This is a genomic window from Spiroplasma endosymbiont of Danaus chrysippus (assembly GCF_902809815.1).
Classification (GTDB): Bacteria; Bacillota_I; Bacilli_A; order Mycoplasmatales; family VBWQ01; genus Spiroplasma_E.
In genome coordinates this window covers 66,409-86,337 of the sequence record NZ_CADDIL010000005.1, presented here as the reverse complement: position 1 = coordinate 86,337, position 19,929 = coordinate 66,409, and the positions used below count along the sequence as shown (strand labels likewise).

Here is a 19,929-nt window from a genome sequence, read left to right as displayed (position 1 = left end):
TATAAAATGGGAATGTTTAGTAATCTGTGTGACTTACAAAAATAACTATGTTTAATTAATTCTAGTAAATATAATTTATATATCTAGAAAGAGTGAGTTACAGATGGCTAAAAAAGATAATCTTAATAACAATGATCCAATATCAAAAGCAGTAGATTTATTATTAGAAAATACTGAGGATTTAACAACAGTTTTTAAAGAGGGAGGCTTATATAAAGAATTAACTAAACGATTGGTAGAAAAAATGTTGAATTCTGAGATGCAAAATTATTTAGGACACGAAAGAAATCAACGCAGTAATAATGACAATGTTCGTAATGGTACAACATCAAAAAAATTAATAACTCAACAAGGTAAAATTGAAATTGATGTACCAAGAGATCGTAATAGTAATTTTGAACCAGTAATAATCACAAAAAGACAGAGAAGATTTGATGGTTTTGATCAACAAGTTCTTTCACTATATGCAAAAGGTATGACTTTATCAGATATTAGAATGCAGTTGCAAGAGTTATATGATGGCGCAGATATTAGCGAAAGCGTAATTAGTCAAATTACTGATGATGTCATTGATGATGTCAAAGCATGGCAAAATCGTCCATTAGATAGTGTTTATCCAATCATTTATTTTGATTGTANTAAGCTATAATACATGTTCAAACAAATCCTATCAAGATTTAATCCTTCCTGCACTTGAAAAAATAAATCAACAATTCTCTTGAAACCAAGTAAAAAACGTTATTTTACACTCAGATAACGCCAACGAATTTTATTGTCAAGACATCACAAATTGAGCTGCTGATAAGCAAATAATTTTAAGCAAAAAACACCCTTATGATATTGGTGGCAATGTAATATCTGAAAACTGATTTTCTCATTTATCTCAAGAATGACTACCTAAAGGTTCAAATCAATATTTTTCTCTCAATGAAGCTATAAATGATGTAAACCAATATATTATGTTTTATAATTACGAAAGAATACATTCTAAATTTCTAAAACCACCAATTTCACAAATAAAAATTTAAAACTGTCTATCCAAAAGTGGTCCAGTATTTAGGGCTAACCACCTTGCGACATAAGTATTTTTATCTTTATCAGTTTTTATAAATTTACCATTAGCAAATTCTTTAGGTACTATCATTTGTTTGAACTCTGTTTGTTCTGCTAAACATTTATAAACAGTATTACTAGCAAGTGCATAAATATTTCTATTTCTATCAGTTGTTAAAGATTTAATTTCATTTATTTTTCAATTATTATTTTCATTTTTAATATTTGTTTTAATTTTATTATTTGTGTTATTGATAAATAAGGTATTTAAACTGTTTGTACTTGCTGTTGCTAAAATTGTTGTTGCAATTAGTGTTGATATCTTTTTCATATTTTAAAAACTCCTTTTTATTTTTTCCCAATAACTTCTTATTTTTAAGAAGTGAATATATTTTATTTTTTTTCAAATAAATTTCAAATAAAAATAGAGCAAATTTTAATTTAAACTAAAAATCGTAAAAAAATTATTTTATATTTAAAAAAATATTTTGAATGTTATAATAGTAGTAAATATGGATTAATTTGCATATATTATATAAAGCAGGGGTGGCATTGCCTGAGAAATACCCTATAACCTGATCTAGTTAGTACTAGCGGAGGGAGACTTTATTTTTTATATTTTAAAAAATGATAACTCCTTTTTTGTTAGATAAGATAAATTAAAGGAGTTATCATTTTATTATGTTTAAAGAACAACTATTAACAACTATCAATTATAATAAAATTAAAAGCAAACTGGGGGTAGGAATGTTAATTAAAGCATCAGCCATTTTTAGTTTAATTACTCTTCTAACATTAACAGTTATTATTATTATTTTACCTGCTAGTAGTATTAATCACTTTTTTAAAGTTACTACTATTACTGGTTGACAATTTTATAGCAGTAAAATTTATTTAATATTAATTATTTGTTTATTATTAATTTCATCAATTTTATTATCTGTTATTACATGAACAGTTAAAATAGAAGATATGCATAAAAATATTGTTATTGTTACATTACTATCAATTTTTAGTATCAATCCCATTGCATTAATTTTTAATTTAATTAAACATTATCAATGACAAAAAGAAGAAACTTTTGCCATTTTAAAAACAAGATGATGAACTAATTTTAAATTTGCATTTGGTATTAAACGATGATTAGTTATTGATTATACAATTATTGGTTTATTTACTGGTGTAACTATTGCTTGTGCTTTTATTGAACAAAATTTATTACCAAAAATGCCATACGGCGGCGGTATTGCTATTAAATATATACCTTTAATGATTATTAGTTATATTATTGGCTTTGCAGGTGGATGATTAACGGGTATGATTAGTGCTTTAATATCATTATTATTTATTGGTGGTGGTTATGTTATTAGTGTTTGAAGTTATTTATTAGATTATTTTTTGCCAATGACAACGCCCGCTATTATTTCATTATTACGTTTTAATTTAAAAGCTGATAAATCAATTTTTACTTATATTAATTATTTTTTACATTGTTTTTTAGTTTGTTTAATTATTTATTTTTGACAAACAATAGTAGGATATTTTATTTGATCACAAATTACTAATGCTGATGGAAGTAAAAATATTTGATCAGGATTTAATCCTCTTTTTTACTCATTAGTTTACAATTTTATTCATATTTTTTTGTTTACTTATCCAATTATGCAATTAACAATACCTTTTATTTATCGTGGTTTAGTTAGTCACTATGTAGAAAGATATCGTTAGAATAGTAATTCCAATTACTATTTCTTTTTTTAAATAGCGTTATAATATTAATTGATAAAAAGAGTGATTATAATGAAAAATGATGAAATAATCAAAGAAGATATGAGGCTTTTTAGTAATCTGTGTTTCTTTGTTTTACAAAGTACTAGTTCAGATTAATTCTGTCTTCAAATTTTATCATAAAATGAGCAATTGCTGTATTTCAATTTTGAATAGGCAATGTTCATTTTTTTGTGATATTTTCAATTGCTAAGTAAAAAATTTTAAAAACTGCCATATCATTAGGAAAAACTTTTTTATTTCTAATAACTTTTCGTAATTGGCTATTAACAGATTCAATAGCATTTGTAGTATAAATTACCCTTTTAATTTCTGCTGGATAACTAATAAAAACCATTAAATTTTCTCAATTTTTATATCAAGATTTAGCAATTTGTGGATATTGTTTATTTCATTTACTTTCAAATGATTCTAAAGCTTGCATTGCTTGTTCTTCACTACATGCTGTATAAATTGGCTTTAAATCGATAACTAGAGACTTTCGATGTTTGTATGAAACATATTTTAAGCTATTTCTAATTTGATGAACTATGCATAATTGATGTTCAGTTTTAGGATAAACTGATTGTATTGCCTCTGACATGCCTGTTAAATTATCACTACAAGCAATAAGAATATCATTTAAGCCTCGATTTTTCATTTCTGTAAAATTATTTAATCAGAATTTAGCACCTTCATTTTCACTAATTCATAAACCTAAAACATCTTTTTTACCTTCTAAATCAACTCCTAAAGCTATATAAACTGATTTGTTAATAATACGTTTATCCTGACGTACTTTAACTACGATACAATCAAAATAAATGATTGGATAAACACTATCTAATGGACGATTTTGCCATGCTTTGACATCATCAATGACATCATCAGTAATTTGACTAATTACGCTTTCGCTAATATCTGCGCCATCATATAACTCTTGCAACTGCATTCTAATATCTGATAAAGTCATACCTTTTGCATATAGTGAAAGAACTTGTTGATCAAAACCATCAAATCTTCTCTGTCTTTTTGTGATTATTACTGGTTCAAAATTACTATTACGATCTCTTGGTACATCAATTTCAATTTTACCTTGTTGAGTTATTAATTTTTTTGATGTTGTACCATTACGAACATTGTCATTATTACTGCGTTGATTTCTTTCGTGTCCTAAATAATTTTGCATCTCAGAATTCAACATTTTTTCTACCAATCGTTTAGTTAATTCTTTATATAAGCCTCCCTCTTTAAAAACTGTTGTTAAATCCTCAGTATTTTCTAATAATAAATCTACTGCTTTTGATATTGGATCATTGTTATTAAGATTATCTTTTTTAGCCATCTGTAACTCACTCTTTCTAGATATATAAATTATATTTACTAGAATTAATTAAACATAGNTTGTTAATTACTAATGCTATTTGTTTAATTTTATCCATTATTAAAAATCCTTTCATGTCAAAATTAGTGTTAATTGTATAACACAATTGTTTTTCGAATACATTCAAGTTTTTTTTAAATTAATGGTCTAGTAAAAAGGGCTAAGTAGCAAGCTTGCACCAAATGTTATTAAACAAATTTTAAAATATTTTGCTGATGATAAAAAATATCGTGATGTTTGTGATACTTTTATTGAAGATTTAATAAGTACTAGTACAGTTTGTAGAACATATAAAAAGTTTGAATTACCAAAAGCCAATATCCCCAAAATACCATTACAACCAAATCAAAATTTATATGTAAATATTGATGATGGTCATCGAAAATTTAAGTTTAATGAAAAACACAATACTAAAAATTGTAAAAAATGTTCGATGAGATTAATAGTAATGTGTACTGGTAAAAAAAATGGAAAATTAATTAATAAAAGAGCTGTATGTAAAATAAGAGTTTCAAAAACAGAAATTGGTGCTGAAAAAACCGCAAAATTAATAGAAAAATATGGTAATTTATTTTTTGAAAACTTTGACCAAGCAAATTTAATAGTTTGTGGAGACAGTGCAAAATGAATTAGAAAAACTGCTACAATTTTAAATGCCAAATTTATTTTAGATAAATTTCATGCTTTTCATGTTTTATTTCTTGGTATCATGGCTGGAAGAAGAAAAAATCAAATTTCTAAATTACACTATCAAAATGCAATAAATTTATTTGCCAAAGGTGAATATTATGAATTAATTGATTTTTTACAATCATTAACTTTACAATATAAAAAATTAAAAGTTGGTTATTTTATTAATGCAAAAGATGGTGTATTAAACCAAGCATTAGTTGAAAACATTGTTTGCTTTACTGAAACTAATATTAAACAAATTTTAAAGCATATGATTGGTGATAGAACTTATAACATTGATATGTATACAAAAATGGTTAATTTTAAATGCTATCAAATAAACACAGCAGTACAATTATTATAAAATAAAAATCCCTAATTAAGGGATTTGCCTAAGAGACCACGTACTTTACATACGCTTAGTAAGCATAACGGTATACGGTTTATCTTAAAGGACTTTATTACATTATAACATATTAAAAACTTATTAAAGTTTTCTTTAATAAGAATTTTTGACTTATAAAAGTAAGTATTATTGTTGACTAATATTTTCTAAGTGTTAAGATTAATTTACAATTGCATATTGAAGTCAAAATTATTCTCGTCTAACTTTATAATTTTAAGACAAATTTGAATATTATTGACAACATCGGTACGCTCCCATTTAATTTATTATTTTTTTTAATAAATAAAGTGTTAAAAAATAATAAATAGTTTTAAACTATTTCCAATCATTAAAAATATAATTTTAGTAAAAAATAGACATATAAAAATTAAAAAATAATAATATTTTTTTGTATTTTTTCATGATAAAATTCTAAATAACACAAAAATAAATTTAAAAGAAAAAAGAACAAAAATATGAATAAAAAAACAATATACTATAGTTTATTAATAATTCCTATTTCTTTATTTGTATTATTACTTAGTTTATTTTTAACAAATATTTGAAAACCCTCAATTGTCGCTATTATTTTTATTACTATTTTGTTAATAATAGTAGCAATTTTTACATGATATCTTATAAAAAATAGTTATTCACAATTTGATAAAGAACATACCCATAATTTTGAAGATAATTTTAAACAACGATTTTGAAAACTAGGAATAATTGGTTTTATTGCTGATTTTTGTGACACAATTGGTATTGGTTCATTTGCAGTAAGTATTATTTTATTAAAATTAACAAAACAAGTACGTAATGATAAAAAAATTTTAGGAATTATGAATGTTGGTCATAGTATTCCTACTTGCTTAGAAGCAATTATTTTTATTGCTTTAATTCAAGTAGCATGACCAACACTAGTTTCATTAATTTCTGCTGCAACATTAGGTGCCTATTTAGGCGCCATTATCGCAAATAAAATTAAACTTAGTTGATCACAATTATTTATTGGTGTTCTATTATTTATTGTTTCAATTATCATGCTTTTAGGTCAAAAACAAATTGGAATTATGCCAACAGCGGGTAATAATAATAGTCTTGATATTTGATGAAAGTATTTGGTTGGTATTAGTATATTCTTTATCCTTGGTGCTTTCATGGCATTAGGCATTGGTATTTATGCTCCAGCAATGGCAACTACTTATTTATTAGGTCTTAACGCTGAATGTGCTTTTCCAATTATGATGGGATCTGCAGCTTTTTTAATGCCAGTTGCTGGTACACGTTTTATTAAAGATAAAAACTATGAAATTAAACCAGCAATTGCTTTCACACTAGGTGGATCAATTGGTGTTATTTGTGCTTACTTAAGTGTATTTTTATTATTACAAAATGGTCTTGGCTTAAATAAAGAACAATTTATTAATATCCTACTATGATTAATTATCGTAATAATTTGATATACATCTTCTTCACTAATAATTACATCAGTAAAAAATTTACGTAATTATAAAAAACAAAAATCACATCAGAAATTAATTATTGACTCTTAAACATAATAAAAGGTTGTTAACTAACAACCTTTTATTATGACTACTTAAATTTTATTATTGCTAAAATCATCAATTCCTTTTTTAATAATATTAAATACTTGCTTTGATAATACATCAGTAGATAATTTAATAAATTCACTTGGTTCAATTGCCTTATGAAAAATAAGATGAATATCTTTTTTGCCTTTATATTTTCGATCAAAAATTTGATAAGAATTAATAATAGTAACAGGAATAATTGGTACATAAGATTGATATGCCATATTAAAAGCACCTGCTTTAAATTCTTGCATTTCTTGTTGATGACTTCTTGTTCCTTCTGGAAAAATCATCATTGTACGCGGAATTCTAACTAATTCCTTTGCTTCTTGAAAAGTCGTAATGGCTGTGCGTGGATTATTACGATCAATAAATAAAACATCAATTAAAAAAATAAATCTTCGTGCCAAATGGCTTTTTTTTAATTCTTCTTTTGCAATAAAACCTAAAGGTGCATATAAACTATAATCATTTACCGATAATACTAATAATGGATCAAAATTTGATTGATGATTGGCAACCATTACACAACCTTTTCTTTTTGGTCAATTTTCAATGTTATGAACGGTTAATTTAATATTATATAATCACTTAATATAACGCACACGTTTTTTCAATCAAATATATCGTTTTGCTTCAGAAACTAAACTTGGGTCTTTTAATACCTTTCTTGTCATTGAACCTGATTTACTATAAGTTTGTAATAAATAAGGTCAAGTTAAAATTGCTTTTCAAATGTTCATTATTATTTTTTTTCCTTTCTTTGATACACATTCGCTACAAATTCTGCAAATTCTGTTGTTTTGATTAATTTAAAATCAGAAAAATTACTAACAGGAAATAAAAGATCACCATTATATAAATTTTTAATGACTGAAACATATAAATAATCAGCATAATCTCATGCCTGCTTATAAATTTCAGCACCACCAATAATACAAATATCTCTTTTTTTATTACCTTGATATTGTTTTAAATATGAAATAATATCATTTGTGAAAATAATATTATTATCATTTAGAAATTGTTGATAACGTTCTTGATGATTAGTAACAACTATATTGTAACGATTTTTTAGTGGTTTGCCAATACTTTCAAAAGTTTTTGAACCCATTAATACATTTTTATTTAAAGTAATGCTCTGAAAATATTGCATTTCTTCTTTAATTTTTCAGGGCAATTTATTATTAAAACCAATTACCTTTTCTTTGGTCATTGCTCAAACTAAAATTACCATTATACTGCAACCTGACCTCTAATCAACGGATATGGATCATATTGTTCTAATTTAAAATCTTCAAATTTAAAATTAAATAAATTAGTAATATTTTTATTAATAACTAAAATTGGCAATGATTTTGGTTTTCTACTTAATTGTTCATTAATTTGTGAAAAATGATTACTATAAATATGAGCATCACCTAAAGTATGAATAAATTCTCCTAACTGATAACCACATATTTGTGCTAACATTATTGTTAGTAATGCATAAGAAGCAATATTAAAAGGAACTCCTAAAAAAATATCTGCACTACGTTGATATAATTGGCAAGATAATTTTTTATCATCAGAAACGTAAAATTGAATTAAAGTATGACATGGTGGTAGTGCCATATTTTTAATTTCTGCAGGATTTCATGCTGATAAAATGTGTCTTCGTGAAAAAGGATTGTTTTTTAAATTTTCTATTAACTCCTGCAATTGATCAACACCATTAAAATTACGTCATTGTCTACCATAAACAGGTCCTAAATCACCAAATTCAAGAGCAAATTGATGATCAGTTTTAATTTTTTCAACAAATTCTTCTAAAGTTTCATTTTGATATTTTTTACTTTCCATAAACTTCTTATAAGGTCACTCATTTCAAATTCTAACATTATTTTTAACTAAATATTCAATATTAGTATCACCAGCAATAAATCATAATAACTCATAAACAATAGAAGCAAAATGAACTTTTTTTGTAGTTAATATGGGAAAACCTTTTTGTAAATCAAAACGCATTTGATAACCAAAAGTAGAAACAGTACCAGTGCCTGTTCTATCAGCTTTTTTATATCCTTTTTCTAAAACATATTGACATAAATCTAAATATTGTTTCATAATCATTACCTCTTTCATAAATCAAATTAAATCAAATCAAGTATATAGGAGCTTTGCCCCTCGTTGCTTCGCAACTCACCCCAGCGGGGCTAAACCCCGCGGCCAACCGACCAAGGTTCTGGTTGGCTTCGACCAATAATATGGGTTTATTCTAATTTACAAAATTAAAGAATTACAATTCCTTTCATTTTTATAAATAAATCTTAAACTATTAATATTTTCTATATCTTTTTCTAATAATTCTGTTGTTTCAGTTGTCTCATTAATATCTATTTTTAACAATAATTTATTATAACTTTCTTTAATTTCTTTAATTTCTTCTTCTAACTTTTCTAAACTTTTTATTAATAATTCCTGCTTATCATCTTTATTATCATTAAATAAAGATTTTTTTATATTATTTCAAATACAATTCATAGCACCAACTTGAATAAAATTCATTCAAAATATACCAACAATAGAAATACTTATAACACTAGGAGTCAAAGAATATTCAAAAATTTGTTTTTTTTAATCAATTAAAATCAAAAAAAAAGAATTTCTTTTCCGCTGTTAATTTTAGTTGCTAAAACATTCCAAATATTATTTGATTGTAAAGTAACCATACCAACTAAACTTCATATTGTTAATTTTATTTTTTTAATATTTTTTAATTTATATAATTTTTCTAATAAAAATTTCATTTTTTTCTCCTTATGTAAATCAAAAACTCATTTACTTTAAAAAATAAAGTAATGGGTTAAAACTTATATTTATATTAATTTTGTTTAATTTTATATATTTATCTTACTACTTTTTTCTTAGAATGTTTATTTTTATAATAACAAGCACGACATAGAGTATTTTCAGTTTCTTTCTTGTCAGGTTGTAATATATTATCCAACTTATCTAATCCTACTGCTCTAATATCATCAACAGTAAAATCTAATGCTTGTGACTGTTCATAGTCTTTAACACTACTTAATTCACTTTTCAATGAATGAATATAATTTAAAGCACGACTATTATATCTTTGTAAATAAGACCTAGGAAATCATAAACTAAAAGTCATAGTTTCACCACTATAACTTGGAAGAAAACCACCACGCTTAATTATTTTCTTAGTCTGTCTTTTAGATAAAACAATTTTATTATAATCATCAACATTAGTATAAATATTAAGTTTAAACTTAACTAAAAATAATAAAATACGCATTCTTTTAACTTGAACAATATACTCTACTTTTTCACGTGCTTGTTTTGGTATTCTATCGGGGTGTTGTTCAATCATATACATAATTCCATTAAAATTATGACCTATCAATTTACAAAACATTCCTAAACTTTCTTGTGTTTCTCTAAATTCGGGTGACAAATCATTAGAATTAATTTTTAAACCTAATTCATCAAAAACAAGCATATCATTTTCTTTGAAAGCATAATTACTATTTAATTGATTAAACTTAAAAACATCATCATAACCTACTAAACCATGACTAAATTCATTACGAACTTTTATAGGAATAGGGCTTACTACTCTACCTTTATGTCTTTGTGCTAAACAACAAATAAGAGCAGATTTACCAGTACGTGGTGGTGCTGAAATAATATAACTACCTACACGTTGTAATATCTTTATATTTTTTCTAGTTATTAAAAATGGATATAGTATTATTAATAATAAAATTCCTAAAAAGAAATAACCATATCAAGGCATTATTTCAACTCCTAACCAACTAAAAAGCCTACTGCTTTTAAAAATACTCATAAAGTTAAAACTTGTTCTAAACCACTAGTAAAATCAACATTTAAAACAGAACTAATAGTATCATCAAAAATACGTCTCAATAATCCGTCAAGTTTAGTAAAAAATTCTCTTAATGGTTCCACTGGTAAAACCTTACCAACAACACCATAAAGTACTCATCTAAAAGCATTACGTAAATGACCAAAAACATCATATCAACTAACACGCTCATACTCAGGGTTAAAAGGACTATTTGGTGGAACTGGCATAACTTTTTCACTTGAAAAAATATTAACTTGACCAAGATTTAACTGTGGTGACATATAAGAATATGAATCGCCGTGAACATCAAAAAATACTGTTAAATGTTTTAAATTTGGTACACGAATAGGCAAAGTAACAAAATTATATAAATGTTGCTGATAAATATTATTATCAACCTTACCTTTAAAAACATACTTTGTATCACCAACATAATCTAAAAAACTAAAAGTAAAATTAGCAGTAAAAGTTTTAAAACGTTCATATTCAAAATAAAACATAAATCCTTGAATATAAAAACTCAAAGGTTTATCAATTTCAAAATTTAACTGTGTTTGAAAATTTATAATTCTCCTATCGTTATTAACAAAATTCAAATGATTAGTATTCTTTTCTGAAACATAATTATGATTAAACATAATACGTGAAAATTCATCCAATTGTTTTCTATTAAAAGTATAAACGCCAGACCCCATATTTATCTGTTGTTTTGGAACACCAACTGTATCACTATAATAAGAACATATATAAGTACCCTGATTACCAATATATTCACCACTAACTAATTTTAAATCCGGTTGGTCAATGTCAAAATAAGCAGAATTTCATGGAATTGTTGCTCAATCATTAAAATCATTATACTTAACGTGTTTAACCATTTCTTTTGTAATATCATAATTAACAACATTAGGGTCATTTGAAGCAATTAAACTAGTGGGTGCTTGAACAGAAGTATTTACAACAAAAAATAATTTTGCAAACTTAAATCACATAATTATTTACCAAATAAACATTTTAAAATTCACCATGAACCATAAAACAAAACAAATCCAATAAAAAACTGTGTTCCATAAACTACTAAATTTCATAAAATAGTAGTAAAATCATCAACCGGACTTCCTATAAACATAGTTCAATAATCAACTATACATTGATGTATTTTATTGTAAATTTCTAAAACACTCATACTTAACACCTACCCAAACAATGACCTAAAAACAAATTTAATACTACGATAAATAAAATTAAAAAATACACCTAATACCAATCAAAAAGTCAAATTAAACAAAATATAAACTTCATTAGTAATATTTGGTTGATTTAAAAATATTTGAATATCTTTACTAGAAAATATAAAAATAAAATGCAATATACTAAGAACAAAATTAGACATAACTATTTACCTACAAACTTCCCTTTTTTATTCTCAATACACTTAGCCTTATTATCTAAACGTTTTCTTTCAGCAAGTTGTTTACCAACTCATGATGAACCTTTATAAAATTTAACAGAAGCACGACCCATAGTTTTAACATTCTGTCCTAAATCTAATGCTGGTAACATTAATTCGGGTAAAATAACCCTAAATGCAAATCTAAGCAAAATCAAAAATATCATTAATGTACCTAAATTAAAACCTAAATCACCAAGTGGAAAACTAAAAAACTTCATAAAAATTGAAGCAAATAAATGCATAACTGTTGTAATAAAAGGTATAAACATAATTTCACATCCTAATGTCTTGTAAATCTAAATAATCCCAAAATTAAATAAAATACAAAACTAACATTTATTAAAGCAAGAATAGGCAAAGGTAAAGTGTATAAACTATCATAAAAAAACGACTTAATAAAAAGTGTCACAGTATGTAATCCAGCAAAAGAACTTAAATACTGCATATAAATAGTTTGTACCAAAGTATTAACAACTGGTAAAAGTCTACCCAATAAAGGTAAAACAAAAACCAAACTAAAAAATAACTTTACCATTTACTTACTCCTTTCTAATTACTAATGTGTTCCATGAATAATATGTCCCACAAATTGTTTGATAAACACTAATACCATAAATACAATTGAAATTAACACCGGTCAATTTGTAAGTGTACCACCATCGCCAGTTGTAAATACTCAACCAAAAATATAAGTAAAAGCATTTAATAATTGTTGGCCAACACCACCAATCATATTTAATAATGCTGATAATCCAGCGGGCATATTAATCACCTCCTTTCTCTAATTCTTTTTGTTGTTTTTCCATTTCTAATTTACGTTTCTTCTTTTCAAAATCTTTACGACAAAAAATACAATCAGGGTCATTTTCTTTTTCCTTTACATGTTTTTTATGTTTGAATTTCTGTATACCCTCATGTATTCAATTACGACAAAATCAAAGTATAAGACAAAACCCACCAATATATAAAGCATATTTTATAATCTCCTTAAAATCCATTTTAAACACCACCTAACGTATAAGCATAAGAATAATCCCAATTTAAACTTGCTCTATCTAAATTAATCTCAGACATACTATCATCATTTAAATCAACATCAACCATACTATCATTTGTACTTTGATAATCACTAACACTAGCATTAATTAACCTTGCTCTTTCATCAATAAATACTTCTTGTAACTCTGTATTATTATGTGTATTTTCTAACGGTAACAATAAAGTATTTATAATCTCACTTGCTCCGGCAATAATCGTAGGAATAGCAAAATAATTATTAAAATTATTATTAATACTCATAGCAACACCACTACTAATCAAGCAACCCCCAGTACCCATATTTGCTATTTTTCTTATATTTTGAAATCTATTAGGTATTAATTCAGTTAAACCACTAATAACATTTGCTATAGCAAAACTATTTAAAGATATATAAGTATCTCAATCTACAAAAGGTACATCAATTATTGGTTTAACAGTTGTAAAGGGTGGATAAGTTGGTCTTGAGGGTTCACTAGGGCAAGGTGGTCAAAAACAAGGTTCATCTCTTAATAAAAAAACTAACTTATCTACATACTGAACAAACTTAGCATAATTAACTAAACCAATTGTTCCTAATCCTAAAAATATCTTTTTATAACTATTAATAACTTTATTTCTAGTAGTTGGTCTTTGATTAATATTTCATATATCAATTCCTAACTTTTTACTAAATAATAAAGAATTAATAGAACCTAATACTGGGTCTTTTAAATATTGACCATAATAAGCACTAATTCCAATCATTGCACTTAATGGGCTTATTCCAGTTCTTAAAATTTTAGTTAAAGTATAATTACTAGTTTGTTCAAATTCATTAATAGGCATAAATAAAACTCCTTATTTTATAAAATATAAGGAGCTTATATATGAATTATAATCTAATCCATTAGGGGCTTAAAATGAAAAATATATAATCCATATATAAGCCCCTTATTAAATTCTTAGTTTATACATTATTATTTTCATTCAGTAATATCTACAATAGTACCGGATAAATCCAAAACTAAATTATAATAATTACCGACTTTTAAATTTAATTTATGTAAATATTTTGAAAAGTCATTAACAACTGTTGGATTATAACATTTATCCCTTACTTTACCAGTAGGAATATTCGTTTGTTTATTAATTTCCAAAAAGGTTAAAACATCAAAATTTAAAAATTTACCTTGATTATTTTTATCGGGTATCATCTTATCTTTTTCAATATTAACTAATTGAGTTTTAAACATAAAAATTGCTAATCCTTTCTATAAATTTTAATAAAAAAAAATAATAGATTGAATTGGCAAACAATTAAGTAATTAAATTAAAAATATTATAAATACAAAATTAATTTAATAAATAAAAAGTTTTTAATATTAATATTTAACTATTCCTTGGCTGGAACTGTTACCAATTCAAATAAGTTAAATATCATTTAAAAACTAATCTAAAACAATATAAACTTATAATAATATATTACTAAATTTTATAAAAATATCAATAAATATACAAATAAAAAAAAGTAAGCATTCTTTAATTCCAGCCAAGAAAAATAAAAAATACTTACTATAAATTAAGTATAGCAAAACAACAAAAAAATACAAATATAGTATATATATTACTTGAAAAAATTTAAATTAATGTAAAACACGATTTTTTAAAAATATTTTTTCAATTTTACTTTTATCAAAAACTTTATAAAGAAAATCTAAAACTTCATTTTTATTAAATTTATTTTTTAATCAATACCTAAATCGCAAACTTTCTAAACTAACATAATATTGAAAATCTTTAAAATAATCACTAACAGCAACATAATCATAACTTCCACCAATTAAATGAGTAACACCTTGTTCATTCGGTTTAGTTTTAAATAAATAAAATTCTTTTGCTTTTTCACATGCTTATACTAATTCTTGTAAACTTAAAGTTTTAGTACCACGAACTACAAGCGGATTTTTACAATTTCTACTAAAAGAATATGCTTGAATACCAACATCTTTTTGATTTAAAGATTTAATATTTTCTTGTACTTTTGTTACATATTTACTTAAATACTTAACTACAAATTCATTTGTTCCTTTATGTACAACTTTTAAATCAATACCTTTATTATTACCAACGTGTGGTCATCATTTAGTTATCATACTATAAGGTATTTTACGATTAAATAATATATGAAAATGAACTGCACCACGTTTTTGATATTCATAAACATAAAAATATCTTAATTCACCCAAATGTTTAGAACGTTTAGGGTCATTTCATCAACGCTTTAAACGTTTAAAGAATAATTGTAAATCATGTTTTGCTTTTTTAATATCAGTTTCATTTTTATGATAAGTTAAAGTTAAAAAACTTAAAATTCTTGCATTATAAAAATTATGTAATGCTTTTTGAACTAATTTGCATTTAGTACGAACATTATTATTTCTTAACTTAGTAATATTACCAATATTCTTTACACCTAATTTATTTCTTTCATTTTTCAAAATATCAATAGGCAAAACAACATTTTTAACATAACAAGCATAAAAAATCTTTTTAACATAAAAATTATATGAAATATCCATTTATAAACATTCATTGGCTGAAATTTATATAAAAATAAAATTTGAATGATTTATAAATAAATATAAATCTTTATATATCTTATCATAGAAAATAAAAAAATTATCAAACTTTACACTTGCGGTGAAAAATGATACTTAACAAAGTATATTATACTTTATTTTTTTATTTTTTAACTATTAATTTTAAAAAAATAGTTATATTGAACAAAAATATTGGATTATAAAATAAAAAACTATCTTTAAAATAACATAATATATTTATATTAGAAATATAGTTATTAACTAAATTCAATCATATACTAGTTATAATTAATTATTTATTTTATCTAAAACACCATTAATGTATTTATAAGCATCATTTGGACAATAAGCTTTAGTTATAATAATAGCTTCATTAATAATAATTTTTTTATCTGTTTTATTATGGACAATTTCATACACTGCTAAAATTAAAATTGCTTGTTCAATTGGTTTTAAATTTTCAAAATCTCATCCTTGTTTTAAATTATTATTGATTAAATCTATTAAATCATATTCATAATCAATTATTTTATTTAATATCTCACATTGTTCAGTAATTAAACTCTTACCTTCTTCTTCAAAAAGAAATTGTTTAAACGCTTGTTGTGATTGGCCTCCAAGGAAATATTGATATAATACTTCCATCATGCCAATTCTTTTATGATGCTGGGTTATCTTCTTTTGTTCTTGCATTGTTGATTTCTACTTCCTTAGTTTGAGCAATAAATATTATATGAATATTTAATAAAAATAAATTTAAAGCTGATTCAGTACGTCTTAAAATTAAATTATTAATTTTATTTTTTAAATTTACTAAATCTTCATTTGGATTAACAATTAATTTTATTCGCATAACAATATTATTATTAATAGCAGTAATATCATTTGTTTCTAACATTAGAACTTCAACATCTTCTAATGTTAATTGATAGTTATCATTAATTAATAACATATAAATAAATTTTTTAATAACTAACGAAGATAATTTTAATGTTCCAACTTTACTTTCTTCAATAAGTATTTCCATAATATTCACCTTTCTTAAGCGCGAGTTTTGTATTTCCCTTCATCTGTACTTACTACAATTTTATCACCATTATTAATAAACATTGGTACTTGTAATTGTAAACCAGTTTCTAAAATAGCTGTTTTTGTCGTGTTAGAAACACTATTTCCCTTTACTCCTGGTGGAGCATCAACAACCGCTAATACTACCGAAGGAGGTAAATCAATACCTAATATTTCTAAATTTTTATAAACCCTTAATGATACTTCATTACCAGGAACTAAAAATTTTTTTTCTCATGATAAGCGTGATTGATCAATCCTAATTTCATTATAATCTTCATTATCCATAAAAACTGAATACATACCATCATCATAACTATAAATTGCTGGTCGTTTATCAATAATAGCTGGATAAACTGTATCACCACCAGTAAAAGTAATACTAATAATAGCTTGTGTTCTTAAATTTTTTGCTTTTACTTTCACATGCGCTTGTCCACGTCCACTTTTAGAATGTGCTGATTCAATAACTATTAAAATATCAGTTTTATTATGTAAAAAAGTAATTCCTGGTTTAAAATCATTAACGTTAATCATTTTTATTTTTTCTCCTTTCAAATATCAATTTCACGAGATGATTTTGTTAAAATTTGATAACCATCTTTGGTAACTAAAATATCATCTTCAATTCTAACACCACCTAAATTAGGAATATAAATACCTGGTTCAACAGTAATAAGCATTCCCGGAACTAAAATAGTAGATTCATTTTTAATAACTCAAGGTGATTCATGAATTTCAATACCAAGTCCATGACCAGTACCATGAGTAAAATATTGTTCATAACCCTTTTCTTTAATATATTCTCTACAAATCTTATCAATTTCACCAATAGCTATACCCGGCTTTATAGCCTTAATTCCTGCCATTTGTGCTGACTTAACTATTTCATGAATTTCAATTAATTTTGGATTAATTTTACCAATCGCAAAAGTTCTAGTCATATCTGAACAAAAACCTTCATATACACAACCAAAGTCACAAGTAATTAACTCATTATTGCCAATTTTTTTATTACTAGCTTTACCATGAGGCATTGCTCCTCTTTCTCCAGAAGCAACAATAGTATCAAATGATGCTTTTGTTGCACCATTTTTAACAAATGAACGTAATATTATATCTTCAACATCTTTTTCACTAACACCAGGTCGGATAAAGCTTAAAACTTCATTAAAAGCCAAATCACCAATAGCACACGCTTTTGCAATTCGTGCAATTTCGATTTCATCTTTAATCATTCTTAGTGAACTAACATAAATTGGAACAAATTCAATATCTTTAATTTCTTGCTTTCAACTTTCTAATTGAGCAATAGTAATATATTCTGCTTCAAAACCAATTTTTTTAATTTTTTGTGATTTTAATAAATCTTTCAATGAAGAAAAAATATTACTAAATTGAATGCATTTAACATTTTTGGCATTTTCTTTTCCCTCAGTAATATATCTTCCATCTAATAATAAATTTGCGTCATTTTTGCTAATCAATAAATAACCTAACGTTGAAATAAAATCACTATATCAAAAGCGATTTTCGGGAGAATAAAATAACATAGCATCTATTTTATTTTTGGTTAATATTGTTTCAATAATTTCTTTTTTATTTAAATTTTTCATTTTAAATTCAATCCTTTTAATAAATCATTAATTAATAACTAAGTATATTGTACTGCAAATTAAAGAAAAGAAATAAGTAAAACTTATTTCTTTTCTTTATGTAGTGTATGTTGATTACAACGAGAACAATGTTTTTTTGTTTCTAATTTTTCAGGCTTAGTTTTTTTATTACGATCAGCAATATAATTTTCTTCTTTGCAAACTTCACATCTTAAAGTTAATCCATCACGCATTGTGCGCCTCCTTAATAATAATTGAGTTATATACAATACAATATTATTGCATAATTAAATAGTTAGTTCAATTAAATAAAGGAATTATTTTTAAACTTCCTTATATAAAAAAATGTTACTAATATTAAAAATAAAAAATATCAGGGTGGTGGTGGTTAGCCCTAAATACTGGACCACTTTTGGATAGACAGTTTTAAATTTTTATTTGTGAAATTGGTGGTTTTAGAAATTTAGAATGTATTCTTTCGTAATTATAAAACATAATATATTGGTTTACATCATTTATAGCTTCATTGAGAGAAAAATATTGATTTGAACCTTTAGGTAGTCATTCTTGAGATAAATGAGAAAATCAGTTTTCAGATATTACATTGCCACCAATATCATAAGGTTGTTTTTTGCTTAAAATTATTTGCTTATCAGCAGCTCAATTTGTGATGTCTTGACAATAAAATTCGTTGGCGTTATCTGAGTGTAAAATAACGTTTTTTACTTGGTTTCAAGAGAATTGTTGATTTATTTTTTCAAGTGCAGGAAGGATTAAATCTTGATAGGATTTGTTTGAACATGTATTATAGCTTACAATATTATTTGAATAAAAATCAATAATTACAAAAAGATATAATCAACCTTCTTTAGTATTTATTTGTTTAGTGTCCATTGATCAAATTTGATTTGAAGAGGTTGTACTTTTATAATCTTTGTTTACTTTATCCATTGTAGGTATTCACTTATTTGGATTTTTTTTGTTTTTAGGATAGTTATTTTTAGTTTGTTTTAATCCTTGAAGATTGTGATCTTTCATAATTTTTCGCATTTGTTTTGTTGATAATTCTAGATTTAAAATAATATGTTTGTATTGTTTTAATCATTCTTTAAATGCTGAAAAAATTCGTAAATAGCCATAAATTTGTCCTTTTCTTGTAAAATGAAATTCAAGTAAAAGTTGGCATAATTCTTGATATTTATGTGTACAATTACTAATTTGATTTTTTTCTTTTTTAATAGGGTTTTGTTTGTTTTTTACAAAATAATATGTTGATCGGTTTAGTTGAAGATGTTGGCAAAGATATCTAATTGAATATTGGTTTTTGCTATCATCAATAATTTGAATTTTTTGTTTGATATTTAACTTGTTAATTACTAATGCTATTTGTTTAATTTTATCCATTATTAAAAATCCTTTCATGTCAAAATTAGTGTTAATTGTAT

Annotated in this window: 25 protein-coding genes, 2 pseudogenes and 1 riboswitch; of the genes and pseudogenes, 4 read left to right on the top strand and 23 right to left on the bottom strand. The window is 24.5% G+C overall.

Annotation, left to right across the window (positions count from 1 at the left end):
* Window positions 1-103: 103 nt before the first annotated feature.
* Window positions 104-638: pseudogene (locus SPIRDC1_RS10540) on the top strand (transposase); the annotation flags it as partial.
* A 386-nt stretch (window positions 639-1,024) separates the two neighbouring features.
* Here the strand turns inward: SPIRDC1_RS10540 and SPIRDC1_RS07070 are convergent.
* Window positions 1,025-1,384 (bottom strand): hypothetical protein, encoded by a 360-nt coding sequence (locus tag SPIRDC1_RS07070; RefSeq protein ID WP_174481183.1) that lies wholly within the window; start codon window positions 1,382-1,384, stop codon window positions 1,025-1,027.
* A 201-nt stretch (window positions 1,385-1,585) separates the two neighbouring features.
* A riboswitch (TPP riboswitch) is annotated at window positions 1,586-1,673 on the top strand.
* Between the two features lie 127 nt (window positions 1,674-1,800).
* On the opposite strand from SPIRDC1_RS07070, the gene SPIRDC1_RS07065 reads away from it, so the two are divergent.
* Window positions 1,801-2,781 carry an energy-coupled thiamine transporter ThiT gene (locus tag SPIRDC1_RS07065; RefSeq protein WP_174481182.1) on the top strand — a complete coding sequence of 327 codons (981 nt, stop codon included), beginning with the start codon at window positions 1,801-1,803 and terminating at the stop codon, window positions 2,779-2,781.
* Window positions 2,782-2,926: 145 nt separating this feature from the next.
* Here SPIRDC1_RS07065 and SPIRDC1_RS07060 read toward each other — a convergent pair whose 3' ends face one another.
* Complete coding sequence (locus SPIRDC1_RS07060) at window positions 2,927-4,165, bottom strand: IS256 family transposase (RefSeq protein ID WP_174479940.1); 1,239 nt, start codon at window positions 4,163-4,165, stop codon at window positions 2,927-2,929.
* 217 nt (window positions 4,166-4,382) lie between these two features.
* Between SPIRDC1_RS07060 and SPIRDC1_RS07055 the strand changes: the two are divergent.
* Both SPIRDC1_RS07055 and SPIRDC1_RS07050 read left to right on the top strand, forming a co-directional pair.
* Window positions 4,383-5,240 (top strand): annotated as a pseudogene (locus SPIRDC1_RS07055) (Mbov_0401 family ICE element transposase-like protein); the annotation flags it as partial.
* 497 nt (window positions 5,241-5,737) lie between these two features.
* On the top strand, window positions 5,738-6,814 hold the full coding sequence (locus SPIRDC1_RS07050) for a sulfite exporter TauE/SafE family protein (RefSeq protein WP_174481180.1): 1,077 nt from the start codon (window positions 5,738-5,740) through the stop codon (window positions 6,812-6,814).
* Window positions 6,815-6,858: 44 nt separating this feature from the next.
* On the opposite strand, the gene SPIRDC1_RS07045 is transcribed toward SPIRDC1_RS07050, so the two are convergent.
* The 21 genes from SPIRDC1_RS07045 to SPIRDC1_RS06945 form a co-directional block, all read right to left on the bottom strand.
* Window positions 6,859-7,596 (bottom strand): lysophospholipid acyltransferase family protein, encoded by a 738-nt coding sequence (locus tag SPIRDC1_RS07045; protein ID WP_233215008.1) that lies wholly within the window; start codon window positions 7,594-7,596, stop codon window positions 6,859-6,861.
* A gap of 2 nt (window positions 7,597-7,598) precedes the next feature.
* Complete coding sequence (locus SPIRDC1_RS07040) at window positions 7,599-8,090, bottom strand: dihydrofolate reductase (RefSeq protein ID WP_174481179.1); 492 nt, start codon at window positions 8,088-8,090, stop codon at window positions 7,599-7,601.
* Window positions 8,090-8,959 (bottom strand): thymidylate synthase, encoded by an 870-nt coding sequence (gene thyA / locus SPIRDC1_RS07035; RefSeq protein WP_174481178.1) that lies wholly within the window; start codon window positions 8,957-8,959, stop codon window positions 8,090-8,092. Before thyA ends, SPIRDC1_RS07040 begins: the two co-directional genes overlap by 1 nt.
* Before the next feature lie 156 nt (window positions 8,960-9,115).
* Complete coding sequence (locus tag SPIRDC1_RS07030; RefSeq protein WP_174481177.1) at window positions 9,116-9,400, bottom strand: hypothetical protein; 285 nt, start codon at window positions 9,398-9,400, stop codon at window positions 9,116-9,118.
* Between the two features lie 77 nt (window positions 9,401-9,477).
* A complete protein-coding gene (locus SPIRDC1_RS07025) occupies window positions 9,478-9,642 on the bottom strand; it encodes a hypothetical protein (protein WP_174481176.1) in 165 nt (54 codons plus the stop codon).
* Between the two features lie 98 nt (window positions 9,643-9,740).
* Window positions 9,741-10,655 (bottom strand): hypothetical protein, encoded by a 915-nt coding sequence (locus SPIRDC1_RS07020; RefSeq protein WP_174481175.1) that lies wholly within the window; start codon window positions 10,653-10,655, stop codon window positions 9,741-9,743.
* An 11-nt stretch (window positions 10,656-10,666) separates the two neighbouring features.
* Window positions 10,667-11,719: a hypothetical protein gene (locus SPIRDC1_RS07015; RefSeq protein ID WP_174481174.1), complete on the bottom strand. Its 1,053-nt coding sequence runs from the start codon at window positions 11,717-11,719 to the stop codon at window positions 10,667-10,669.
* A gap of 2 nt (window positions 11,720-11,721) precedes the next feature.
* Window positions 11,722-11,913 carry a hypothetical protein gene (locus SPIRDC1_RS07010; protein WP_174481173.1) on the bottom strand — a complete coding sequence of 64 codons (192 nt, stop codon included), beginning with the start codon at window positions 11,911-11,913 and terminating at the stop codon, window positions 11,722-11,724.
* Between the two features lie 209 nt (window positions 11,914-12,122).
* Window positions 12,123-12,449 carry a hypothetical protein gene (locus SPIRDC1_RS07005; protein WP_174481172.1) on the bottom strand — a complete coding sequence of 109 codons (327 nt, stop codon included), beginning with the start codon at window positions 12,447-12,449 and terminating at the stop codon, window positions 12,123-12,125.
* Between the two features lie 11 nt (window positions 12,450-12,460).
* Entirely contained in the window at window positions 12,461-12,715 is a 255-nt protein-coding gene (locus SPIRDC1_RS07000) for a hypothetical protein (protein ID WP_174480864.1), read from the bottom strand.
* Between the two features lie 21 nt (window positions 12,716-12,736).
* A complete protein-coding gene (locus SPIRDC1_RS06995; RefSeq protein WP_174480363.1) occupies window positions 12,737-12,943 on the bottom strand; it encodes a hypothetical protein in 207 nt (68 codons plus the stop codon).
* A gap of 1 nt (window position 12,944) precedes the next feature.
* A complete protein-coding gene (locus tag SPIRDC1_RS06990; protein ID WP_174481171.1) occupies window positions 12,945-13,178 on the bottom strand; it encodes a hypothetical protein in 234 nt (77 codons plus the stop codon).
* 1 nt (window position 13,179) lies between these two features.
* Window positions 13,180-14,046, bottom strand: a complete 867-nt coding sequence (locus tag SPIRDC1_RS06985; RefSeq protein ID WP_174481170.1) for a hypothetical protein — start codon at window positions 14,044-14,046, stop codon at window positions 13,180-13,182.
* A 131-nt stretch (window positions 14,047-14,177) separates the two neighbouring features.
* Entirely contained in the window at window positions 14,178-14,453 is a 276-nt protein-coding gene (locus SPIRDC1_RS06980) for a hypothetical protein (protein ID WP_174481169.1), read from the bottom strand.
* 657 nt (window positions 14,454-15,110) lie between these two features.
* Window positions 15,111-15,779 carry a rolling circle replication-associated protein gene (locus tag SPIRDC1_RS06975; protein WP_174481168.1) on the bottom strand — a complete coding sequence of 223 codons (669 nt, stop codon included), beginning with the start codon at window positions 15,777-15,779 and terminating at the stop codon, window positions 15,111-15,113.
* 309 nt (window positions 15,780-16,088) lie between these two features.
* Window positions 16,089-16,493, bottom strand: a complete 405-nt coding sequence (nusB, locus tag SPIRDC1_RS06970; protein ID WP_174481167.1) for a transcription antitermination factor NusB — start codon at window positions 16,491-16,493, stop codon at window positions 16,089-16,091.
* Window positions 16,459-16,827, bottom strand: coding sequence for a hypothetical protein (locus SPIRDC1_RS06965; protein ID WP_174481166.1), 369 nt, complete (start codon window positions 16,825-16,827; stop codon window positions 16,459-16,461). The genes nusB and SPIRDC1_RS06965 overlap by 35 nt, the downstream gene beginning before the upstream one ends.
* A 14-nt stretch (window positions 16,828-16,841) precedes the next feature.
* Window positions 16,842-17,405 carry an elongation factor P gene (gene efp / locus SPIRDC1_RS06960; RefSeq protein ID WP_174481165.1) on the bottom strand — a complete coding sequence of 188 codons (564 nt, stop codon included), beginning with the start codon at window positions 17,403-17,405 and terminating at the stop codon, window positions 16,842-16,844.
* Window positions 17,406-17,407: 2 nt separating this feature from the next.
* On the bottom strand, window positions 17,408-18,484 hold the full coding sequence (locus tag SPIRDC1_RS06955) for a M24 family metallopeptidase (protein ID WP_199188870.1): 1,077 nt from the start codon (window positions 18,482-18,484) through the stop codon (window positions 17,408-17,410).
* An 83-nt stretch (window positions 18,485-18,567) separates the two neighbouring features.
* Window positions 18,568-18,717 (bottom strand): 50S ribosomal protein L33, encoded by a 150-nt coding sequence (rpmG, locus tag SPIRDC1_RS06950; protein ID WP_174481164.1) that lies wholly within the window; start codon window positions 18,715-18,717, stop codon window positions 18,568-18,570.
* Window positions 18,718-18,910: 193 nt separating this feature from the next.
* Window positions 18,911-19,906: an IS3 family transposase gene (locus SPIRDC1_RS06945; protein ID WP_174479968.1), complete on the bottom strand. Its 996-nt coding sequence runs from the start codon at window positions 19,904-19,906 to the stop codon at window positions 18,911-18,913.
* Window positions 19,907-19,929 lie beyond the last annotated feature (23 nt).